Here is a 17,486-nt window from a genome sequence, read left to right as displayed (position 1 = left end):
TATTATTACGTTTTTGAACAATCAGATACTTGGATCGGGGCAGTTCATAAACTCATTTGAATAGCAGTTTCCATTGGTCGGGCAACCATAGAAGACCGCCGTATTACAATGTGGTTGCATAGTTGGTCCGCATAAAGGCGCAAAATCGGTCGGGTAACCACCTGCTACTTTTGGAGTCATATTGTTTGGCAGCGACTTTTCGTCAGCTGTCAGACCTTTGAGTTTTTTCTTGTTAAGTGTCAGTTTCATTGTAATTCTCCTTATATTAAAACCCATTGTTAACACAATAAAAACAACTAATCAACAAAGCAACACCCCGGTACCTGAAAGCTACTGCGTTTTGAGCGCCTCAATTAGGGTATCTATATCTGCACGGCTAACACCCAGATGCGTAACCAGACGCATTCCCTGATAGCCTGGCGTGATCTGGATCCCCAGCTCAACCAAATCTTTAGCCACCTTATGAATATCGATTTGATTTGCTACATCCACATAAACCAGGTTGGTTTGCACCGGATAAGCTGAAGTATTGAATCCATCCACCTCATTGAGCCGCTCAGCTAAATAACGCGCATTGTCGTGATCTTCACGTAATCGCTCAACATTATTTTCCAGTGCGTACATGCCTGCTGCGGCCAGTATTCCCGCCTGACGCATACCGCCTCCCAACATTTTTCTCAGGCGTCTTGCCTTGTAAATCAGCTCACTGCTTCCCAGCAGTAAAGAGCCTATTGGCGCACCTAAACCTTTCGACAAACAAATAGTCATCGAATCAAAGTGTTGCGCGATTGCCCGAATGTCGACCTCTAACGCCACCGCCGCGTTATAGACGCGAGCGCCGTCCAGGTGGAGCTGTAGTTTGTGTAAATCACAAAAGGCACGTGCCTGTGCCAGGTAGTCGAGGCTGAGAACTTTACCACCAATGGTGTTTTCCAGGCTCAGCAGCTTGGTACGGGCAAAATGAAAGTCATCCGGTTTGATGTACGTTGCCAACTTTTTAAGGTCTAAACTGCCATCGGTTTCGTTTTCAACAGGTTGCGGCTGCACTGACCCCAGTACTGCCGCACCACCCGCTTCATAGCGATAGTTATGCGCACTTTGCCCACACAAATACTCATCGCCGCGTTCACAATGTGCCAAAATGGCCAACAAATTAGCCTGTGTGCCGGAACTCACAAACACCGCCGCTTCGAACCCGTGACGCTGCGCTGCAAACTGCTCAAGCTGGTTTACCGTCGGGTCATCGCCATATACATCGTCCCCAACTTCTGCCTCCAGCATAGTTTGAAGCATGTTTGTACACGGTTTGGTTACGGTATCGGATCTGAAATCTATCATTGTCGTTTTCCTGTTTGCAGCGATAAACTAAAGCGCCAGTAGAAAACATTTTTATCCTTTATACAAGTCAGAGGCTGTTACACAGATCGCTGTAACGCTTTTCTACCCGCCATGGCGGATTAAGGCGATTCTCGCCAGCCCAGTATAGTTTGATTTTATTACCTGATGGATCTGCCACAATGGCTTCGCGCCAGAGGTATGACTCTTCGGTGGGTGCCTGTAACAAAGTGATGCCACGAGACTCTATCATTGCAATCCACTGCTCCAGCGCTTCATGTTCAAAATAAATGGTGGTGTTATGCAGGATCTCGTCCTCAGACAATAATAACGAGAAGGTAGCATCGCCATGCGGGCACATAAAGCGCGCATAATGGGGCGTTTCTACGATTTGCGTAAAGCCCAGCTTAAGATAAAACTCAACCGCTTCGTCCATATCATTGACGCTCAAAGTTACCTGATTTAAGTTCATAATTTTCATCCTTTTTATTTTTCATACGCGGTATTGCGCTGAAGGTCCAGCAAAGATAAAACCTCAACTTAGATTTAGGTCAATGACTTTTTATAATCAAATTTGCTTCGCTATCAATGACAGACTGGGTATATTTCGATACAAGTTTGCTCGCCTGAGCTAAAAAAATACCCAATTGTTCACCTCCTTTCGTCATCCCGGCCAACGAGCCGGGAACCATTCGGCAGTCAATTTTAAGTGCCACAGACAATAACGTTGAGTGCCAGATGATGAGCTGCAGTACGCTTTTTACTGAGTAAAAATTGCCAAACCGCGCTGCCTGTTCGTAGATCCCGCATCAAGTGCGGGATGACAGAGAGCTGTGCGGGATGACAGAGAGTTGTGCGTGATGACAGGGAGTTGTGCAGAATGACAGACTGCGGGTATATTTCGATACAAGTTTGCTCGCCTGAGCTAAAAAAATACCCAATTGTTCACCTCCTTTCGTCATCCCGGCCCGCGAGCCGGGAACCATTTGGCAGTCAATTCAAGTGCTACAGATAATAATGCTGACTGTCAGATAACGAGATGCAGTGCGCTTTTTACTGAGTAAAGATTGCCAAACCGAGCCGCCGGTAAGTAGATCCCGCATCAAGTGCGGGATGACAAAGAGTGGTGCGGGATGAGCGCGTATGAGCTCATTCCGCTGTCAGATTGGCCTCCAGTACCAAGTACGGTACTCAATTGAACAACCTAAGCTCTTACCTGTGATTCACTCAGATGATGTTGAGCTGCGAGGCCTCTGTCTTCGAGGATCACGTACAGACAGGGCAAAATAAACAACACCAGGAATGACGAAGCCGCAATGCCAAAGAGCAAACTGACCACCAGAGGCTGTAAGATCTGCGCCTGTAAGCTGGTTTCCAACAGCAAAGGTAGCATACCTGCGACTGTGGTCGCCGTGGTGATAAATACCGCTCTGAACCTTTCGCGCGCAGCCTGTACCGCAGCCTGATGGGCATCCAGCCCTTCTTTTTGATGCTCCTTGATATAAGTCACCAGCAAAATAGAGTCATTAACCACAATGCCCGCCAGAGATACAAATCCCATCATGCTGGGAATGGTAAAATCGTAGCCCAGCAACACATGTCCCCATAGTGCGCCAATCAGTGCCAGCGGAATTCCCAACATGACCATCACAGGTTCCATATAACTTCTGAACTGAAAACTCAGAATAATAAACACACCAACCAGACCCATCAGGAACTTCTTGCCGATAGATGAACTGCCCCCTTCTTTCACCTCTCCTTCATAGCTTACAGACAGTGACGGATACTTATCCAGTAAAGGGGCGACCACGGTTTTATCGACTGCGGCGATTATCTCGCCGGTATTGGCAATCGCAGCGTCGACATCGCCAATAATGGTCACCGAACGCTGGCCATCAAAGCGATTAATCCGTGCATAGCCCCGGGCAGGGATCAGCTCTGCCACTGCCGATAAGGGGATCTGCCTGCCATCGGTCAGTGTGATTGGGTAATTCTGCAACTGCCACCAGGATGCCTTATCTTCTTTTCTTAGTCGGACGTCCAGTTCAATGGTCTCGTCTCCACGCTGAAACTCATCGGCCTTTTGACCGAAAAAAGCAGTTCTGAGCTGATTGGCAATCGTTGCCCCATCAACACCCAAGGACATAGCCCCCGGCAACAGACGTACCAGCCACTCCTCCTTACCCGGGCGCAGATCATCCATCAAATTTTGCACGCCATCGTATTCGGCCAGCGCCTGTTGGATTTCAAACGAAACACTCGATAGCATGGCGAGATCGTTACCATACAGGCGGATTTCGATTGCCCGTCCGGCAGGGCCAACTGCTGGTTGCTTAAATGCCAGCGCCAGCGCGCCCGGGATTTCGCCAACTGCGTCACGCCAGCGGTCCTGAAGCACCAACAGACTGGTATTGCGCGTTTCAGCCGTGAGCAAATCGGCACGTACCGTGGCAACATGTGTGCCCTCTTCACCAGCATCCTGATTGTTGTTGTATTCAACAATCACATTTTGCACCAGTGCCTGCTGGTCTGGTTGCTCGGGTGTGAATTCCTGATTTAGCGTATTGAGCTCTTCTATTGCGTGAACTACCAGTTGCTCGGTCTCGTATAGCGGCGTGCCCTGTGGCATCAGCAGTCGCATTTCAAGAATATCACCTTCCAGCTCGGGGAACGCTTTGAACTTTAAAAATCCCCGGCCATCAAAGAAATACTCAGAAAGAACAGCGCCAACACACCACCAACAGCCGCATAGCGATAAGTTACCACCCGCTCAACCCATTCAACGAGCACCTCGGTACGAAAACGTTCAAAGCGCTGATTAAATCGTGCTTTAAAGCCAGATTCCGGCTCATCCTGTTTTTTATGCAATGAATGCAACAGGTGATTAGGCAAAATAAGGAATGCCTCGACCAGACTCACCACCAACACCGCCAGCAACATTTGCGGAAACACTTTCATAATTTGACCAATATCACCGGCGATAAAGGCCAACCCGACAAACACCGAAGCTGTGGTTAAAAAAGACGACAGTACGCCAGGCGCCACTTGTTTTACGCCTTTAATCACCCCTTCATCAATGCTTTCACCTCGCTCAACGTGGCTGGCAATACTCTCGGCAATTACGATCGCATCGTCCATCAAAATACCGATAGCCATGAGCATGCCAACCATAGAGATCATATTGATGCTCACGCCCAGCACGGTCATCAGCCAGAATGCACCAAGAAAGGAAATAGGCAGCCCCATCGACACCCAAAACGAATAGCGCCAGGTGAAAAACAGCCACATCACGGCAAAGACCAGTAAAAACCCCTGCCAGGAGTTGGTCGTTAGCATGGCCAGGCGATCAGAGACAATTTTGGCCTGGTCAGAGGTCAATGCCATCTCAATACCTGCCGGCAGTTGCTGACGCTCTGACTCAACAAAGTTGTACACTTGTTCGACCAGGTCGAGTGCATCCTGAGCTTTGGTTTTCTTAATTTTCAGCAGTGCAGCAGGTTTGCCATTAAACTCAACTTTCGCCTCATCCAGTTCAAACCTTTCAGTGATCTGGCCCAGATCTTTCAGCTTTAACTGCCCGCCAGACTGAGTGCTGGCGATCACCAGTTCGCCCAGCTCTTTGGCCGTCACCCCTTGCTGGTCAAACCGAATTTGCAGGGTTTTACCTTTGGTCTCTAAGTTACCTGCCGGTAGCTTGATATTCTGCCGTTCAATGTGGCTCACGACATCATTAATGGACAACCCATATTGGCGCAGCAAAGATAAAGACAACTCAACACGTAACTGACGATCAGAAAAGCCTTCAATTTCTACCAAAGAGATATCGGGTAATCGCTGCAATTTATGCTTAACCGACTCCGCATAGTCTTTGAGTTCCGCCGAAGGTAAGTCTGCGCTGATGGCCAAAGTAATCAAAGACTCAGTGCGGCCAAGCTCCTTAATGACCGGGCTTTCAGCTTTGTCCGGAAACGTATCGATAGCATCTACTTCGGTTTTTACATCCGACATCAGCCGGGTGATGTCACCACCTTCTTGCATTTCGACTATCATTTTGGCCATGCTTTCGCGCGCTTCACAGCTGATCTGCTCTATGTCGCTGAGCCCGTCCATTGCTTCTTCCAGGGGTACGCACAATGCCAGTTCCGACTCCTCCGGATTGGCTCCGGGATATGGCACATTAACCTGGATCTGACTGGCCGCAATTTCTGGAAATGTTTCTCGCTTTAGCTGAGGCAATGCACTCAGTCCAAGCACAATAATGGCCAACATGAGCAAGTTGGCTGCCGTCGGGTGGCGGGCAAAGTATGCAATCATAACGTTTGCTCCTTGGCCACCTGGTTTTGCGTACGCAAAGCGCGCCCGGGCACGGCGGGGATCACATCACTTAGTACAATGACATCGCCTTCGCTAACGCCGCTTTTAATCACAGTCCGGCCATTCGATTCAAATGCCACTTCCACATGACGGATCGCCAGCTTTCCGTCTTCGAGCAAATATAATCTGTCGCCATGAAGTGCATCGGATGGTACCGATAATAACGGCAATGGCGCACCTTTTACTTTAACCTGGACGTACATATCGCTAATCAAAGGAGGACGTTTACCGGGTTCAAACGCTTTATAGTCAAATGCCACATCGACAATCAGCGTGACTGTGTTGCCTTCCGGATCAATACTTTCACCCACACTGGTTAGCTTACCCTGCCAGCTAAATTGCTTACTGCCAACGTACAGACTGGCTTCGGCGTCCAACTGCCAGGTTTGCACATCCGGATACTCTCCCTGAATCAGCTTAGGGGCAATATACTGTCCAAAATAACGCATATCGCTCAGCGCAACCTGTACAGGGATCTCCATCAAGTCGGTCCTATGTGCTGTAACCAGGCTTTCGCGTTCTGCGACGACCTGTTGCATTTCAACATTCACGGCCGCAATTTGGGCATCAAATGGCAAAGTAATGGTAGTTTTTGCCAATTTACGCTCAGCCTCACTCAGTCTGGCCTGTGCCAGTTTCACTTTGGCCTCGGCAACCGCCATATTGTCAGGGTGCTGATCCACTGCGTTTTTCACATCCAGCACTTTTTGTTCCTGAGCCCAGACATTAGCCTGTTCGGAGTCAACGGTAGATACAGACACTGAACCTGATTTAAGCAGACCCTGCTTTCGTTTAAGCTCCTTTTGCAACACACTCAGGCGCTGCTCTTCCAGTCGTAATGATAACGCCAGTTTTTCGTCGTTAAGCTGAGTACGAGACAATTCAGCCTTAGCAGAATTCAGATCGGAGCGCGCCTGTGCCAACTTAAGCTCATAATCAATTGGGTCTATTTTCAGTAGCACAGTACCAGCCGTAAGTGCTTTGCCCTTTTCCAGATTAGGATAACGGTAAATAACCCGTCCCGTCACCTCAGAGAGCGCCTGCCAACGCTCCTTTGGTCGTGCTCGGCCAAAACCCGTGACATAAGGCTCTATCAGGGTCTTTTTAACTTCTACTGTTTCGACCAGTAACGCATCTACCCCATTACTGTGTTTTTGAGGTGGCTTTTTACCCGAAGCCAGGGCAATTAAAATCGCAATACCCAGCACAGGTAATACCAACAGCCAGCGTCTTTGTTGCCAATTAATTTTCATTTTTATCTCGCTCTTTAAAACAACCATACTTGAACATATTGGCGTTGTGAGTTGCCATTTTTGATAGCTGCTCATCGTTAAACTCAATGCCCATGGCTTTGGCCATGCCTTCACGCATATACCAGGGGAAAATCAACAACCCCATCAGGTTCAAAATAAGTAACCTGTCATCCAGTTCATCTTTGATCAGCCCTTGCTGCTTAAACTGGGCGAGCATGCCGAAGAAAAACGGCTTGCGGGTGTTTTGTAGTTTGTCTATCAGATAGTCGCGGCAGATCCCTTGTTCAAGCACAACTTCCTTAAACATTAAAATAGGAAATGACGGCGACTGTTTGATCACGTCATAAAAAATGTGAAAGATATCTTCCAGGTCAAATGGCTTATCATCACCAATTGCTTGCTCAATGCCCGCAATAACCTCGCCGGTTACCTCCATAAACATAGCCTTATACAGACCTTCTTTGTTTTCAAAGTAGTAGCGGATCAATGCGGCATCGACACCAGCCTCCTGCGCCAGCATGCGCGTAGTAACCTGTGAATAGGGTGCTGTGGTAAAACAGCGTCTGGCGGCCAGCACCAGACGGGCTCTGCCATCTTCATCGTTTTTGTCGGGACGACCTCGGGTTTTCATAATGCTCCTGTATGTCCCCGCTCGCTCCGTACCAGTCACACGAGCAGGACGTTAATTCAACACCTGATGAATTAAGTAATTCTAGGGCACTGATAATTTTTGACCACAGAAACAATTCTCCAATTCGCGGTGGTTTGATGAATAGCAAGGCTGAGGGTAGCTGCTTAACGCTTCCTGATTGGTGATTCGCTTCTGAACTTCTCCACGGCTTCCGATACGCTCGTCATCCAGCTCACCTCAATTCTTCGTCCTGCTCACCTCGTCATCCCGACCAACGAGCCGGGAACCATCCTGTAGCCAACATGGTTCCTCAGATACCACTCAAACGCTGCCAAACCGAGTTGTCGTTAAGTAGATCCCGCATCAAGTGCTAGGTGACAGGGAGTTGTGCGAGGTGGCAAGGAGTTGTGCGGGATGACGGTGTGTGGGGCTATTGCAGTGTTAGTTTGATTACTTGTGCTTATGAGCAACCGATACCAGAGCTCGTGCTTACAGGTCAAAAAAGAAACATTTTGCTAACGTAAAACACGTTCAGCACAGCCGTTTGGTGCTGGGTAGTAAGTTTCCCGTTAAAAAAGTTACAACTAATGAACACATTAATATTCAATTAGGCTATGATTTAACACTATAACAACATGGTTGCATAACAATCTCTGCAAAAAAATGAATTAAAGGACATAGCAACCAGGTACATAACCCGTTGAATAACAATACTTGAAGGAGCCAAGATATGTTTGAACAATTTAAGTCATGGGCCACATCGGCGCACAAGTCAGGCACAGACATGTTTACTTCCAGCCTGGTGCCACTCAGCGATGTACAGATTAAGACCGTTTTTAATCAAGGGGTCCACGATATTGCAAAGTACTCCCGCAACGGCCGCTCGGTCTATATCAAGCATGTCTATCTGAACAGGCTACACGACACGGTAAAGCCAAACATCAGTGCCAGCGATATCGACTTTTTCCGCTCATTAGACCAAATATTTCAATATTGTTATGTGCTGGTCTATGTTAAATGCACCCGTTCAAACAAGTATGATACCGCGTTCTTTTTGGATGATTACGAGGCCATCAAAGGGATCAGTAAAAGCGAGGCCATACAACGTCAGACAGATTTAACTTCCATTGCCCGAATCATACGAAGTGAGCTGCTTTAAACATCTCACTTTGCAGTGTTGAGATTTGCCCGTTAAGCTTGATTAATTGCATTCGGTTGGATGCCAACCTCATCGTATTACTCCCGTGCAATCGCGCACCAAAATAATATCCATTATACAAACTAATTCACCTCAAGCTTACATTGCGCTAAAATACGCAACGACGCTGTTCCTGAGTGCTTTCTCGTACACCTTTGAACATTTTCCGGCCTAAATGTATAAAAAGTAGAAAACCAAAGCGTATACAGAGTGAATAATAACCGTACAAACCTAAAAGCTGAGAAGTGATGAATGTTTTCATCAATTGCAGGACGCATGGTATTAAACATTGCAGCAACGTTACAATAAAGTAAAATATAATCAATATACCTCTTACAGGAAATAATATGAAGAACAGTCCAGGGAAGAGAAAACGGCAAATTGACAAGTTTAAAGTACAAATGCAGCGATCTATCCGGCAAATGCGCATTGAGGTGGGCTTGAGTCAGAGGGAATTAGCTGCCAAAATGTCCTCAAAAGTTGACCAATCCACTGTGAGTAACTGGGAAAGTGGAAAAACAGAAATGACCAGTGCCCAATTACTGGACTTATTTCTGATCTTTGGTAAAGATATGGTGGCGATGTACTTCGGCTTCTTGAATAACGCAGAAAAAGAGTCAGACACCAAAAAAGAACAAGAAGAGAAGGAGTCTTAGGATGGATTTTTATTCGTTTATATCATATGCGACTTTACCAACAATTCTAATCGCGCTAACCCTGACATGGAGATATGAAAGCTCTAGATACTTTCTATGTCTATTACTGGTTATTGAATTGATAGATGAAGCCTTCTATGAAGTGAGCTTTAACTGGACAACTCACGTATATTTTTTCAGTATGGTTATGAATACTCTCTTTGTCCTGCCTATAGTTTTTCGAAAACAACTTGCCAATTTTATTTTCACTAGAACGGGGTTGGAGTATTTTCGACGAGTGTATCAGAATCATCATTTTGCACTTCAAGAGATCGGTATACTTACGTTGTGCTTAGTTAGCTTCGTCATTAACCTTGTCGTCTATATCGAAGTTTGGTTGTACAAGCTCTACGTGATAGATATATTGTACATTAAAGACAATGTAAGGAACCCTGTTTTAGTTATCTTGCATGTTCTAATGCTTCTTTCTTTGCTGACTTATGCCTTAAAAACTCCAAATAGGGAAAAATTTTATGAAGAAAATATCTAAAAAATTGTCTGCTATCGTATGTGGCGGCGTAGGTGGAAATCCTGGGGATTATGAAAACCCCTATAGGCCACATATAGCCCCCCACCACCAGTAGATAACGGCTGTAAAGGGTGAGCTAATTGCTCAATCTAGTTATTAATATATTAATCGGCTTTGATTAGCCCTCATTTAGCTACAAGACTTAAATTCGTTAAAATTTTTAAAGAGCTTTAGATTTCTATAAAAACTGGATTCACTTACGGCGCTGCTGATTAATATATTCATTAAAATCAGTAGACGCCTCTTTAATTGTTGCTCAGCAGTTTACGTTGTGTAAAATTCTTCTCCACATAAAACTTGCGGATATAAGAATGACAACAACATCAGGGAAGCGCAAAAAGGAAATTGATAAGTTCAAGCTGCAGTTACAACGCTCTATTCGACAGATGCGCCAGGAGATGGGGCTCAGTCAGCGAGAGCTCGCCGCCAAAATGACCTCAAAAGTAGACCAATCCACCGTCAGCAACTGGGAAAGCGGTAAAACCGAAATGACCAGTGCACAGCTACTCGACCTGTTTCTAATTTTTGGTAAGGACATGGTCAGCATGTATTTTGGCTTTGTTACTAATAATGAAGCGAAAGACTCCGATGAAGGACAAGACGAGGAGGATAAATAAAATGGATATCAGTATATATGACTTCGTCTATTATCTAACATTTATTGCGATGATAGTTGCACTTGTTTCAACATGGAAATATGAGTGCTCTCGCTACTTTTTACTATTTCTGTTTGGTCTTGAGGCAATCGATGATGCCATACTCCCTATAACCTTGACCTGGACAACGCACTTTTACCTTTATTGCATCGTGTTCGATTTGATATTTTGTATTCCTATCATTTACAGAAAACATATCGCCTACTGGATATATCAAAAAACACACTGGAATTTTTTCCGCCGAGTCTATAACAATCATCACCTCGCACTGCAGGAAATAGGACTTTTGATGTTGTTCGGGGTTGACATAGCAATTAACTTCATCGTTTATATCGAAGTTTGGTTATATAAATGGAAATTTCTGGATCAGCTCTTCATAAAGAACAACATCCGATTAAACGTTGTACTGTTTATAAACTTTTTCACGCTCTGTGCACTCGTCACCTACGCTGCTAAAGCAAGAGCCAGAGAAGAGTTCTATCGTACGAACAAGGCACCGGAATCATCGACGATTTAAAGATATCTTGCCGTCATCCCGGCCAACGAGCCGGGAACCATCCTATATCCAGCTCAAATGCCATATATAGCAGCATGGATTTTCAGATATCGCTCAAAATTTCCAAACCGCGTCGCCTGTACGTAGATCCCGCATCAAGTGCAGGATGACAAAAAGTGGTGCAGGATGACGGAGTGTAGAGTTAACGCAGAGTCATTTTATCGCCTGTGCCAACGTTCCCCCAGCTCCTCACCTGCTCTCGTCTTCCCAGCCAACGAGTTGGGAACCACCTACAACTTTTAGTGCTTACAGCCTAATAACCGCCTAGAACCGATGTGCTATTAGCTTTTGCCTTGTCACTTGTGCGTAACTGTTCGCGAATTGCCCTGCTCCGGTCTCAAAAATGGACTGGATCTGGTTGTATTCAAGCAGATCACAGGGGTTATCCTGCTCCAGCCGCATATAGTGCTTCAGCTGAGAACGTCCGCGTTGCGAGCTCATAAGGTAATACATAAATGCCCAGCTACTTTTGTACATTCGGCTTTGTGCTTTACCTCGCCAGGAACCGGCCGCCTCAAACAAGCTATTGGGATGCACCAAAGTACCCACCAGGTAATCGTTACGCACCCAGGTTTTATTGGGTTTTAACTTGCTCAGGTTCATCGAAGTTTCTATGTACTCAAAATATTCTGCTACTCCCTCGTTAAACCAACGCGGCGAGTTACCCAGCACAGCCTGATTAATCGCATGAACCGCTTCGTGTACAGCGGTGCGCATGGCCTGTGCTTCGTTACGATACTCCACGACAGCGACATTGTGCTTAGACACGTAAACGCCCTGATTCCCCTTTGGGCTGGCACCCAAAACTTCCAGCATTTTAATATAGGCGCTGCGATTATTAGCAACGACTATGCGCAGCTTCACTTTACGCATCGCCTCAAGACCAATTATCCCGCTATAAGTGCGAAACACAGCATTAAGCTTTGCCTCCAGGCGATTTCGAAAGTCCGTACTCTGAGCACCCGGGTCAAGATCCAGCTCAAAATAATCCAGCGCCTGATTTGACTTAAAACGATATTGCATCGCCCCCTGCTCTGGTGGCCGATCACTATAATGCGTGATCCCTCTTTCGTCCTGCCAGGTGTAAATACCGTCGGCATTTTGCATTTTCACTTTACCCAGTGAAGCGCTGTCACACTGGTACAAAGCCGGTGTGCCACATGAAGAAAACTCCGAATGTTCAGCTTCAGGCTCGTTTGATGTATGTCTTGTTGTAGTTTGGGTACTGTACTGGAGCTGACTTGTCTCAGAAGCGGTTTTATTCTGTCCGGCAGGCTCAGTAAAGATGCTCACCTCCAAAAAATCGGCAATAGATACACGATTCATATACAGTGCAAACAGCACGAATACCAGCAACAGCAGATTCGATATCCAGTCTTTCATTTATTAAAGCGCCTCCTTGGCGACTGAAGTAGTTATGTAGAAGATGATACACGATGAATAATCGATAAAGGTACTACTCTGATAAGTTAACTCCTTTGTTTTATCTGTCTTTTGTCGCCTTACTCCAGTGCTCTCTTATTTGCTGGTATCGACCAGTCTGAACCAATTTTTTGAGGCTGGCGTTAAACTCATCCCTTAGCTGGGCATCGGCAAACGCAACGTAAAACCACAGCGGATTGTTTTCAAAAGGTAATAGCACTTTACCCCATTGTTTATTAATGAACACAGAAGACGACTGGTTAAGCTCAGACAGGTGCCAGTGCAGTAGTGTGTCATCAATCAAAATCACATCACACTTGCCATTTAGCCAGTCAATAACCTGATCGCGCTGCTTTGAAAACTCCAGATAATCTTCTTTTCCGGCCACTATTTCATTCAGTTTGAGGTGCTCAGATGCATTTTGCCATGCACAAATGCTATGGCTGGCTAAATCTTGCATCGAGCTAAGGGTAAAGTCTGGGTTGCGGCTATGTATTGCATAATTGCTGTAAGAGATAAAAGGAACAGAGTAATGCAACCCGGGCTGAGCGCGAGACATTTCAACGGCTACATCAATATCCCCACGCTCGACCAGGCGTTTCATCCGTTTGATTGATACAAACAATGTTTTGTATTGCCACCCCAGCGGCTCGGCTGCCTGTTTAAATAATTCAACACTGATCCCAGAGCCACTGCGTTCATCTACATATGGCGGACGGCTAAGACCAAAAGCCACCGTAAGCTCTTTTGCAAATGCATCATGGCAAACGAATAATAAGTTTGAAGTTATAAGCAATTTAATCAAAAACTTAAAACCATCAGCCATATCAAGAAAGCGCCTTGTCAGAACTTATTCTAAGCTGAGTTTAGCATAAAATTACCCAACACTCCGCCAACGCCCAGAGCTTGGTGTTTTGTTTATAGCAATTTGCTAAATTAAGTGAAATGCGTATCACCTGTCATAAACTGCGTAATAAGCCAATTTCTGAATGCCTGAACCTTTGGCCATTCAAAATGAGCAGCAGGCGCAACCAGATAATACTTATAGCGACACGGCCACGAAAAGTGCGGATAAACATCAAGCTGACCTAAAGAGATAGCCTGCTCCAGTAAGCTTTTACGCAACATAGCTACCCCCTGACCAGCAACCGCGGCCTGTAGCACCAGAGCAGCGTTATCTATACCCATCTGACTGGGTTTAGGCTCGGGATTTCCCAATTCATGATTCAGTGCCGTCCAGGCCTGCTGTGCGTCTGGGCAAATATCCTGAATAAAAGGCAATGACACCAGTTGCGCTTGTAAAGGTTTATCAGGGTCGATCAACCCGGGTTTATATACTAACAGGACCGTGTCTTCGGCGATTAATTCGCTTTTTAACCCCGGATATTCGCCCAGCCCAAACCGAATACCAATGTCGGCGTCGCCATTTCTAAAGTCGGCCTGAGCGTCGCTGGGGTCAATACGTAATTGCAGATGCGGATTTACCTGATTGAACAAAGGCATTTTGGGTAATAGCCAGCACGTTGCAAATGACGACAACACAGACAGATTGAGAACATTAGGCTGAGGCTCCGCCTGAAGCGCTTCAACCCCCTGTTCTATTTGGGCAAACGCCTGCGTAAGATGTGGCAACAATGCCATCCCTTCACGGGTGAGCGTGACTTTTCTGACCTGACGGTCAAATAGTTCGCATCCCAAAGCCGATTCCAATGCTCTGATCTGCTGGCTTATCGCCGCCTGAGTCACAAACAACGCCTCTGCCGCGAGCTTAAAGCTCCCCAACTGCGCGGCAACATGAAAGTACCATAACCCTTTAAATGGCGGCATTTTGTACGCCATTGCGCACCTCATAATTAAGCTTTTCTTAATTATAGAAAACAATTCCTCGTTTGTCAGTCCTACATCACAGAGCAATACTTGCAGCTGTAAAACACACAACAGGAGCAAAATAATGAAAGCTTATCTATTACTAATCTTTGTATTAATTGGTTTACTGGTCAGTAACGGTGTATATGCCCAATCGACCATCATGGCAGACAAGGTCTATACCAGCGAGGGGTATCCATACAAAAACTTAATTATGAAAGCCGAACGTGTAGAGCTGATCTACAGCGAAGAAGACAGTATAACCACCTGCCGTGTAAAGGTGCATTCCAACAACAAAGTGCTGGAAAGCAATAACGTCAGCATATCCCAAGAGGACTTTAGTAGCGCCCCTGTCACCCAATGTCTGGCACGTAAAACAGCAAAAGCGTTTCTCAGCCAGCTTTAGATGGCTTTCTACCGACACACAGACATACACAAGACTGAAAAGTCACGCCACTGCGCCCCCCAACTCGTCATCTAACCTACCTCCTTTCGTCATCCCGGCCAACGAGCCGGGAACCATCCAACGGCGTGTGGTGCCAATACGGTCGTTTGCTCACCAGTGCCAAAGAACCCTCGGTTCCACACAGCCCGATAGCTGACCCCCAGCAAACGCGGAAAAAGAGATATAAAAAAACAATCGTTGGCGCAGGTTAAAACCAGCTAAGGTGTGTTATCGGGATCTTTGCGCCAGTCGTAGTTTCGGGCTTCAAATAGACCTGTATTTATGTCGACAGTTTTATGTGGCGTGGTCATTTGTGCACTCAACCATGCCTGGGTCAATGAATCATCTTGATTGGTAATGACATTAAAACACGGGGCGTGGCGTAAATTTGATTGCTGGCTATATTCGAAGGGCTGAGCTGCCCAACTCTTGGATTTGGTGGAAAACATGCTAGCCAATACCTGTCGGAGTGTACTTAACATGCCCACCTCGTTGCCGTCTATTTTTGCCTGAGCCAGAACAAGCTACCCTCTACACTCAGCCAGGCTTTTTTGCCGCCTGCTTCGAGGTAGTAATCGACTTCTTCTTCACTACCTGGCGAGTAGGTGTCCAGATAAGGTTTTGCTTTTTTCTGCCCCGTAGCAACCATCTGAAAATGGCTGTTATAGTCTTTCAACGCTCTTTTAGCCTCACGACTATGGGCAGAGTCACCTTCGGTGGCAAACAACATAAGTGCATGAGCGGCCTGGGTAAAGGTAGAACATTCACTAAACTGGCCCAGATAATCTCTAAGCTGTGCCCAGTCGCGCATGACAATCAGGCAATTAATTAATAAATAACGATTTCCTTGATTATCATTTGGGTTGAGTTGCAACAAATCCTGAAGTTCTTTTGCTGCCTTATCTGCATGCCCGTAAGACAAGTTTAAATGCGCCCGCTTAGCCCGCAACATCATATAGGGCCTGGTTTCGTGCATCTTCCAGAATACCCCCATGTTTTCAGTCACGAAATCCGGGGTGATCATATTGGCCTCAAACTTTTCTACCAGACCATCAAACTCCGCAATCGCGGCCTCGTCGTCACGATCTAACACTTCTTCGAGCATCTCATTGAATACTTCGTTGGCCTGCTCCAGCATTTCCTCATCGGTAATCCCGTACTCGCCCAGTACCTCGACCATATCGTCGGCAAATCGCATCGCATAAGCAGTATTAGCAACATAGGTTGGGATCATTCGACGCTGCTTAATGAGCACCTTTGCAAAGTCGCTCTCGCCATCATCAAACTCTTTTTGGGCCCTTTCATAACTGGTAAAGCCCCGCAGGACTTCTTTAAGCCATTGTAACTGCTGGCGCTGCTCCGCATTAATGTGCTCCATATTAATCCAGGTGAGCGCACGTAGCATACCCATGCAGTAAAGCGGCAGTGGCTTACCCGCCTGTAAACTCTCCTGCGGATCAGACTTAGACAACACACAAGACTTGGGCAAGGCGTTTTCGTCTCGTATCATTTTACGCATGCAAATAGCCTGAAAGTCCATAACGGCTTCTAACGGTTTCGAATTGTCGAGCTCATAGTGACCAAATAAGTGCTCAAGCCATTCACTTGGCAAAGGAGGTTGCAAAGCAACACCCAGCCCCATTAAATACCCTTCAATGTAAAGAATATCGGGTTGGAGCTCACTATTTGCCGAGAGGGCTTTAACAGCCTTTTTAATCAACTGAATAGACATAGAAATTTGTTTTTGCATAAGTTTAGAGTGTTATACCGCCCAGCAGCGCGAAGGTAAAGGCATTAACCATTAAATAACAGCTGTTATACAAAAAAAGCGTCTATTCGGTCATTAAGTATGCACTTAAGCAGCAATAAAGATGGCTAGCCTTGTATAAACTTGTGAATATTAAACACAGAAAAAGAGCAATGCCACACAGGGAGCTTGGCATTGCTAAAAGGCCATCTGAATACAGATGGTTCACATGAGACAGGAATTAGCACACACCTGTTTTCAACATGGTGTACATAGAGCTGACCAGGCCACCTGCAATTAGCTTAGTCGCAGGTTCACCCAGTTCAGAGTCATCGAGCTTTTTGATGACTTTTTTATTCAATTTAATCTGCATCCTTAACCTCCAAAAAATCGTTATAATACCTTAGCGCATAAATTGTACTGACAAGGTAATTATAAAACACCAGCAGCGTTTATTATCTCGTAGTTCAACTCGCTCAGGCAGTTAAAACAACGCTGTCATTTAAGCGCTATCACTTAAGCGAAAATCGCAATGAGAATTAGCAATAGCGCTGAGATGTTGCTGGTGTATAGCAAGGTCCATTATAGCTGTTAGAGCCACCACCTGTGCCGCCCGCTATTTTATCTGTAAGCGACTTATTCACTGCTGCGTTGTCCAGATTTTTAATGACTTTTTTGCTCAGGTTTAGCGTCATTTTTTTAGTTTTCATTGTTTTTCCTTAGTTGCCGTGATGAATAAATTCATGTTTGATGAAATGACAACCACAGCATACAGCGTC

General features: G+C 45.9%; 18 protein-coding genes. 4 read left to right on the top strand and 14 right to left on the bottom strand.

What is annotated here, in order from left to right; genetic code table 11:
* Positions 1–21: 21 nt before the first annotated feature.
* The 7 genes from ELR70_RS01060 to ELR70_RS01035 form a co-directional block, all read right to left on the bottom strand.
* Positions 22–249, bottom strand: a complete 228-nt coding sequence (locus ELR70_RS01060; RefSeq protein WP_054017432.1) for a hypothetical protein — start codon at positions 247–249, stop codon at positions 22–24.
* A gap of 81 nt (positions 250–330) precedes the next feature.
* Positions 331–1,338, bottom strand: coding sequence for a low-specificity L-threonine aldolase (gene ltaE / locus ELR70_RS01055; protein WP_054017433.1), 1,008 nt, complete (start codon positions 1,336–1,338; stop codon positions 331–333).
* A gap of 67 nt (positions 1,339–1,405) precedes the next feature.
* The gene (locus ELR70_RS01050) at positions 1,406–1,807 is read right to left on the bottom strand and encodes a VOC family protein (protein ID WP_054017434.1); all 402 of its coding nucleotides are present in this window, start codon (positions 1,805–1,807) and stop codon (positions 1,406–1,408) included.
* Between the two features lie 732 nt (positions 1,808–2,539).
* Positions 2,540–3,976, bottom strand: coding sequence for an efflux RND transporter permease subunit (locus tag ELR70_RS25815; protein ID WP_347232118.1), 1,437 nt, complete (start codon positions 3,974–3,976; stop codon positions 2,540–2,542).
* Between the two features lie 41 nt (positions 3,977–4,017).
* On the bottom strand, positions 4,018–5,649 hold the full coding sequence (locus tag ELR70_RS25810) for an efflux RND transporter permease subunit (protein WP_347232117.1): 1,632 nt from the start codon (positions 5,647–5,649) through the stop codon (positions 4,018–4,020).
* Positions 5,646–6,962: a hypothetical protein gene (locus tag ELR70_RS01040; RefSeq protein WP_054017436.1), complete on the bottom strand. Its 1,317-nt coding sequence runs from the start codon at positions 6,960–6,962 to the stop codon at positions 5,646–5,648. The genes ELR70_RS25810 and ELR70_RS01040 overlap by 4 nt, the downstream gene beginning before the upstream one ends.
* Positions 6,952–7,593, bottom strand: a complete 642-nt coding sequence (locus ELR70_RS01035) for a TetR/AcrR family transcriptional regulator (protein WP_054017437.1) — start codon at positions 7,591–7,593, stop codon at positions 6,952–6,954. Before ELR70_RS01035 ends, ELR70_RS01040 begins: the two co-directional genes overlap by 11 nt.
* Before the next feature lie 730 nt (positions 7,594–8,323).
* On the opposite strand from ELR70_RS01035, the gene ELR70_RS01030 reads away from it, so the two are divergent.
* The 3 genes from ELR70_RS01030 to ELR70_RS01020 all read left to right on the top strand — a co-directional run bounded on the left by ELR70_RS01030 (position 8,324) and on the right by ELR70_RS01020 (position 10,632).
* Positions 8,324–8,752, top strand: coding sequence for a hypothetical protein (locus ELR70_RS01030; RefSeq protein ID WP_054017438.1), 429 nt, complete (start codon positions 8,324–8,326; stop codon positions 8,750–8,752).
* A 386-nt stretch (positions 8,753–9,138) separates the two neighbouring features.
* On the top strand, positions 9,139–9,447 hold the full coding sequence (locus tag ELR70_RS01025; RefSeq protein WP_235577151.1) for a helix-turn-helix transcriptional regulator: 309 nt from the start codon (positions 9,139–9,141) through the stop codon (positions 9,445–9,447).
* A gap of 879 nt (positions 9,448–10,326) precedes the next feature.
* Complete coding sequence (locus ELR70_RS01020) at positions 10,327–10,632, top strand: helix-turn-helix transcriptional regulator (RefSeq protein WP_082353370.1); 306 nt, start codon at positions 10,327–10,329, stop codon at positions 10,630–10,632.
* An 859-nt stretch (positions 10,633–11,491) separates the two neighbouring features.
* Here ELR70_RS01020 and ELR70_RS01015 read toward each other — a convergent pair.
* From ELR70_RS01015 to ELR70_RS01005, 3 genes are all read right to left on the bottom strand, one after another.
* Positions 11,492–12,610: a DUF4124 domain-containing protein gene (locus tag ELR70_RS01015; protein WP_054017441.1), complete on the bottom strand. Its 1,119-nt coding sequence runs from the start codon at positions 12,608–12,610 to the stop codon at positions 11,492–11,494.
* Between the two features lie 100 nt (positions 12,611–12,710).
* Positions 12,711–13,385 carry a transporter substrate-binding domain-containing protein gene (locus tag ELR70_RS01010; protein ID WP_160317424.1) on the bottom strand — a complete coding sequence of 225 codons (675 nt, stop codon included), beginning with the start codon at positions 13,383–13,385 and terminating at the stop codon, positions 12,711–12,713.
* A gap of 200 nt (positions 13,386–13,585) precedes the next feature.
* Positions 13,586–14,488, bottom strand: a complete 903-nt coding sequence (locus ELR70_RS01005; RefSeq protein WP_054017443.1) for a LysR substrate-binding domain-containing protein — start codon at positions 14,486–14,488, stop codon at positions 13,586–13,588.
* A gap of 112 nt (positions 14,489–14,600) precedes the next feature.
* Here ELR70_RS01005 and ELR70_RS01000 point away from each other — a divergent pair, with 112 nt between their 5' ends.
* A complete protein-coding gene (locus ELR70_RS01000) occupies positions 14,601–14,921 on the top strand; it encodes a hypothetical protein (RefSeq protein WP_054017444.1) in 321 nt (106 codons plus the stop codon).
* A 257-nt stretch (positions 14,922–15,178) separates the two neighbouring features.
* On the opposite strand, the gene ELR70_RS00995 is transcribed toward ELR70_RS01000, so the two are convergent.
* The 4 genes from ELR70_RS00995 to ELR70_RS24725 all read right to left on the bottom strand — a co-directional run bounded on the left by ELR70_RS00995 (position 15,179) and on the right by ELR70_RS24725 (position 17,417).
* The gene (locus ELR70_RS00995) at positions 15,179–15,442 is read right to left on the bottom strand and encodes a hypothetical protein (RefSeq protein ID WP_128064430.1); all 264 of its coding nucleotides are present in this window, start codon (positions 15,440–15,442) and stop codon (positions 15,179–15,181) included.
* Between the two features lie 17 nt (positions 15,443–15,459).
* Positions 15,460–16,692 carry a UPF0149 family protein gene (locus tag ELR70_RS00990; RefSeq protein WP_054017446.1) on the bottom strand — a complete coding sequence of 411 codons (1,233 nt, stop codon included), beginning with the start codon at positions 16,690–16,692 and terminating at the stop codon, positions 15,460–15,462.
* A gap of 256 nt (positions 16,693–16,948) precedes the next feature.
* On the bottom strand, positions 16,949–17,080 hold the full coding sequence (locus ELR70_RS25655) for a hypothetical protein (protein ID WP_268795181.1): 132 nt from the start codon (positions 17,078–17,080) through the stop codon (positions 16,949–16,951).
* A gap of 166 nt (positions 17,081–17,246) precedes the next feature.
* A complete protein-coding gene (locus ELR70_RS24725; protein WP_160317425.1) occupies positions 17,247–17,417 on the bottom strand; it encodes a hypothetical protein in 171 nt (56 codons plus the stop codon).
* Between the last annotated feature and the right edge of the window lie 69 nt (positions 17,418–17,486).

It is taken from the genome of Pseudoalteromonas sp. R3 (assembly GCF_004014715.1).
Lineage (GTDB): Bacteria > Pseudomonadota > Gammaproteobacteria > Enterobacterales > Alteromonadaceae > Pseudoalteromonas.
The sequence above is the reverse complement of the archived record's forward strand: the minus strand, read 5'-3'. Positions and strand labels throughout refer to the sequence as shown.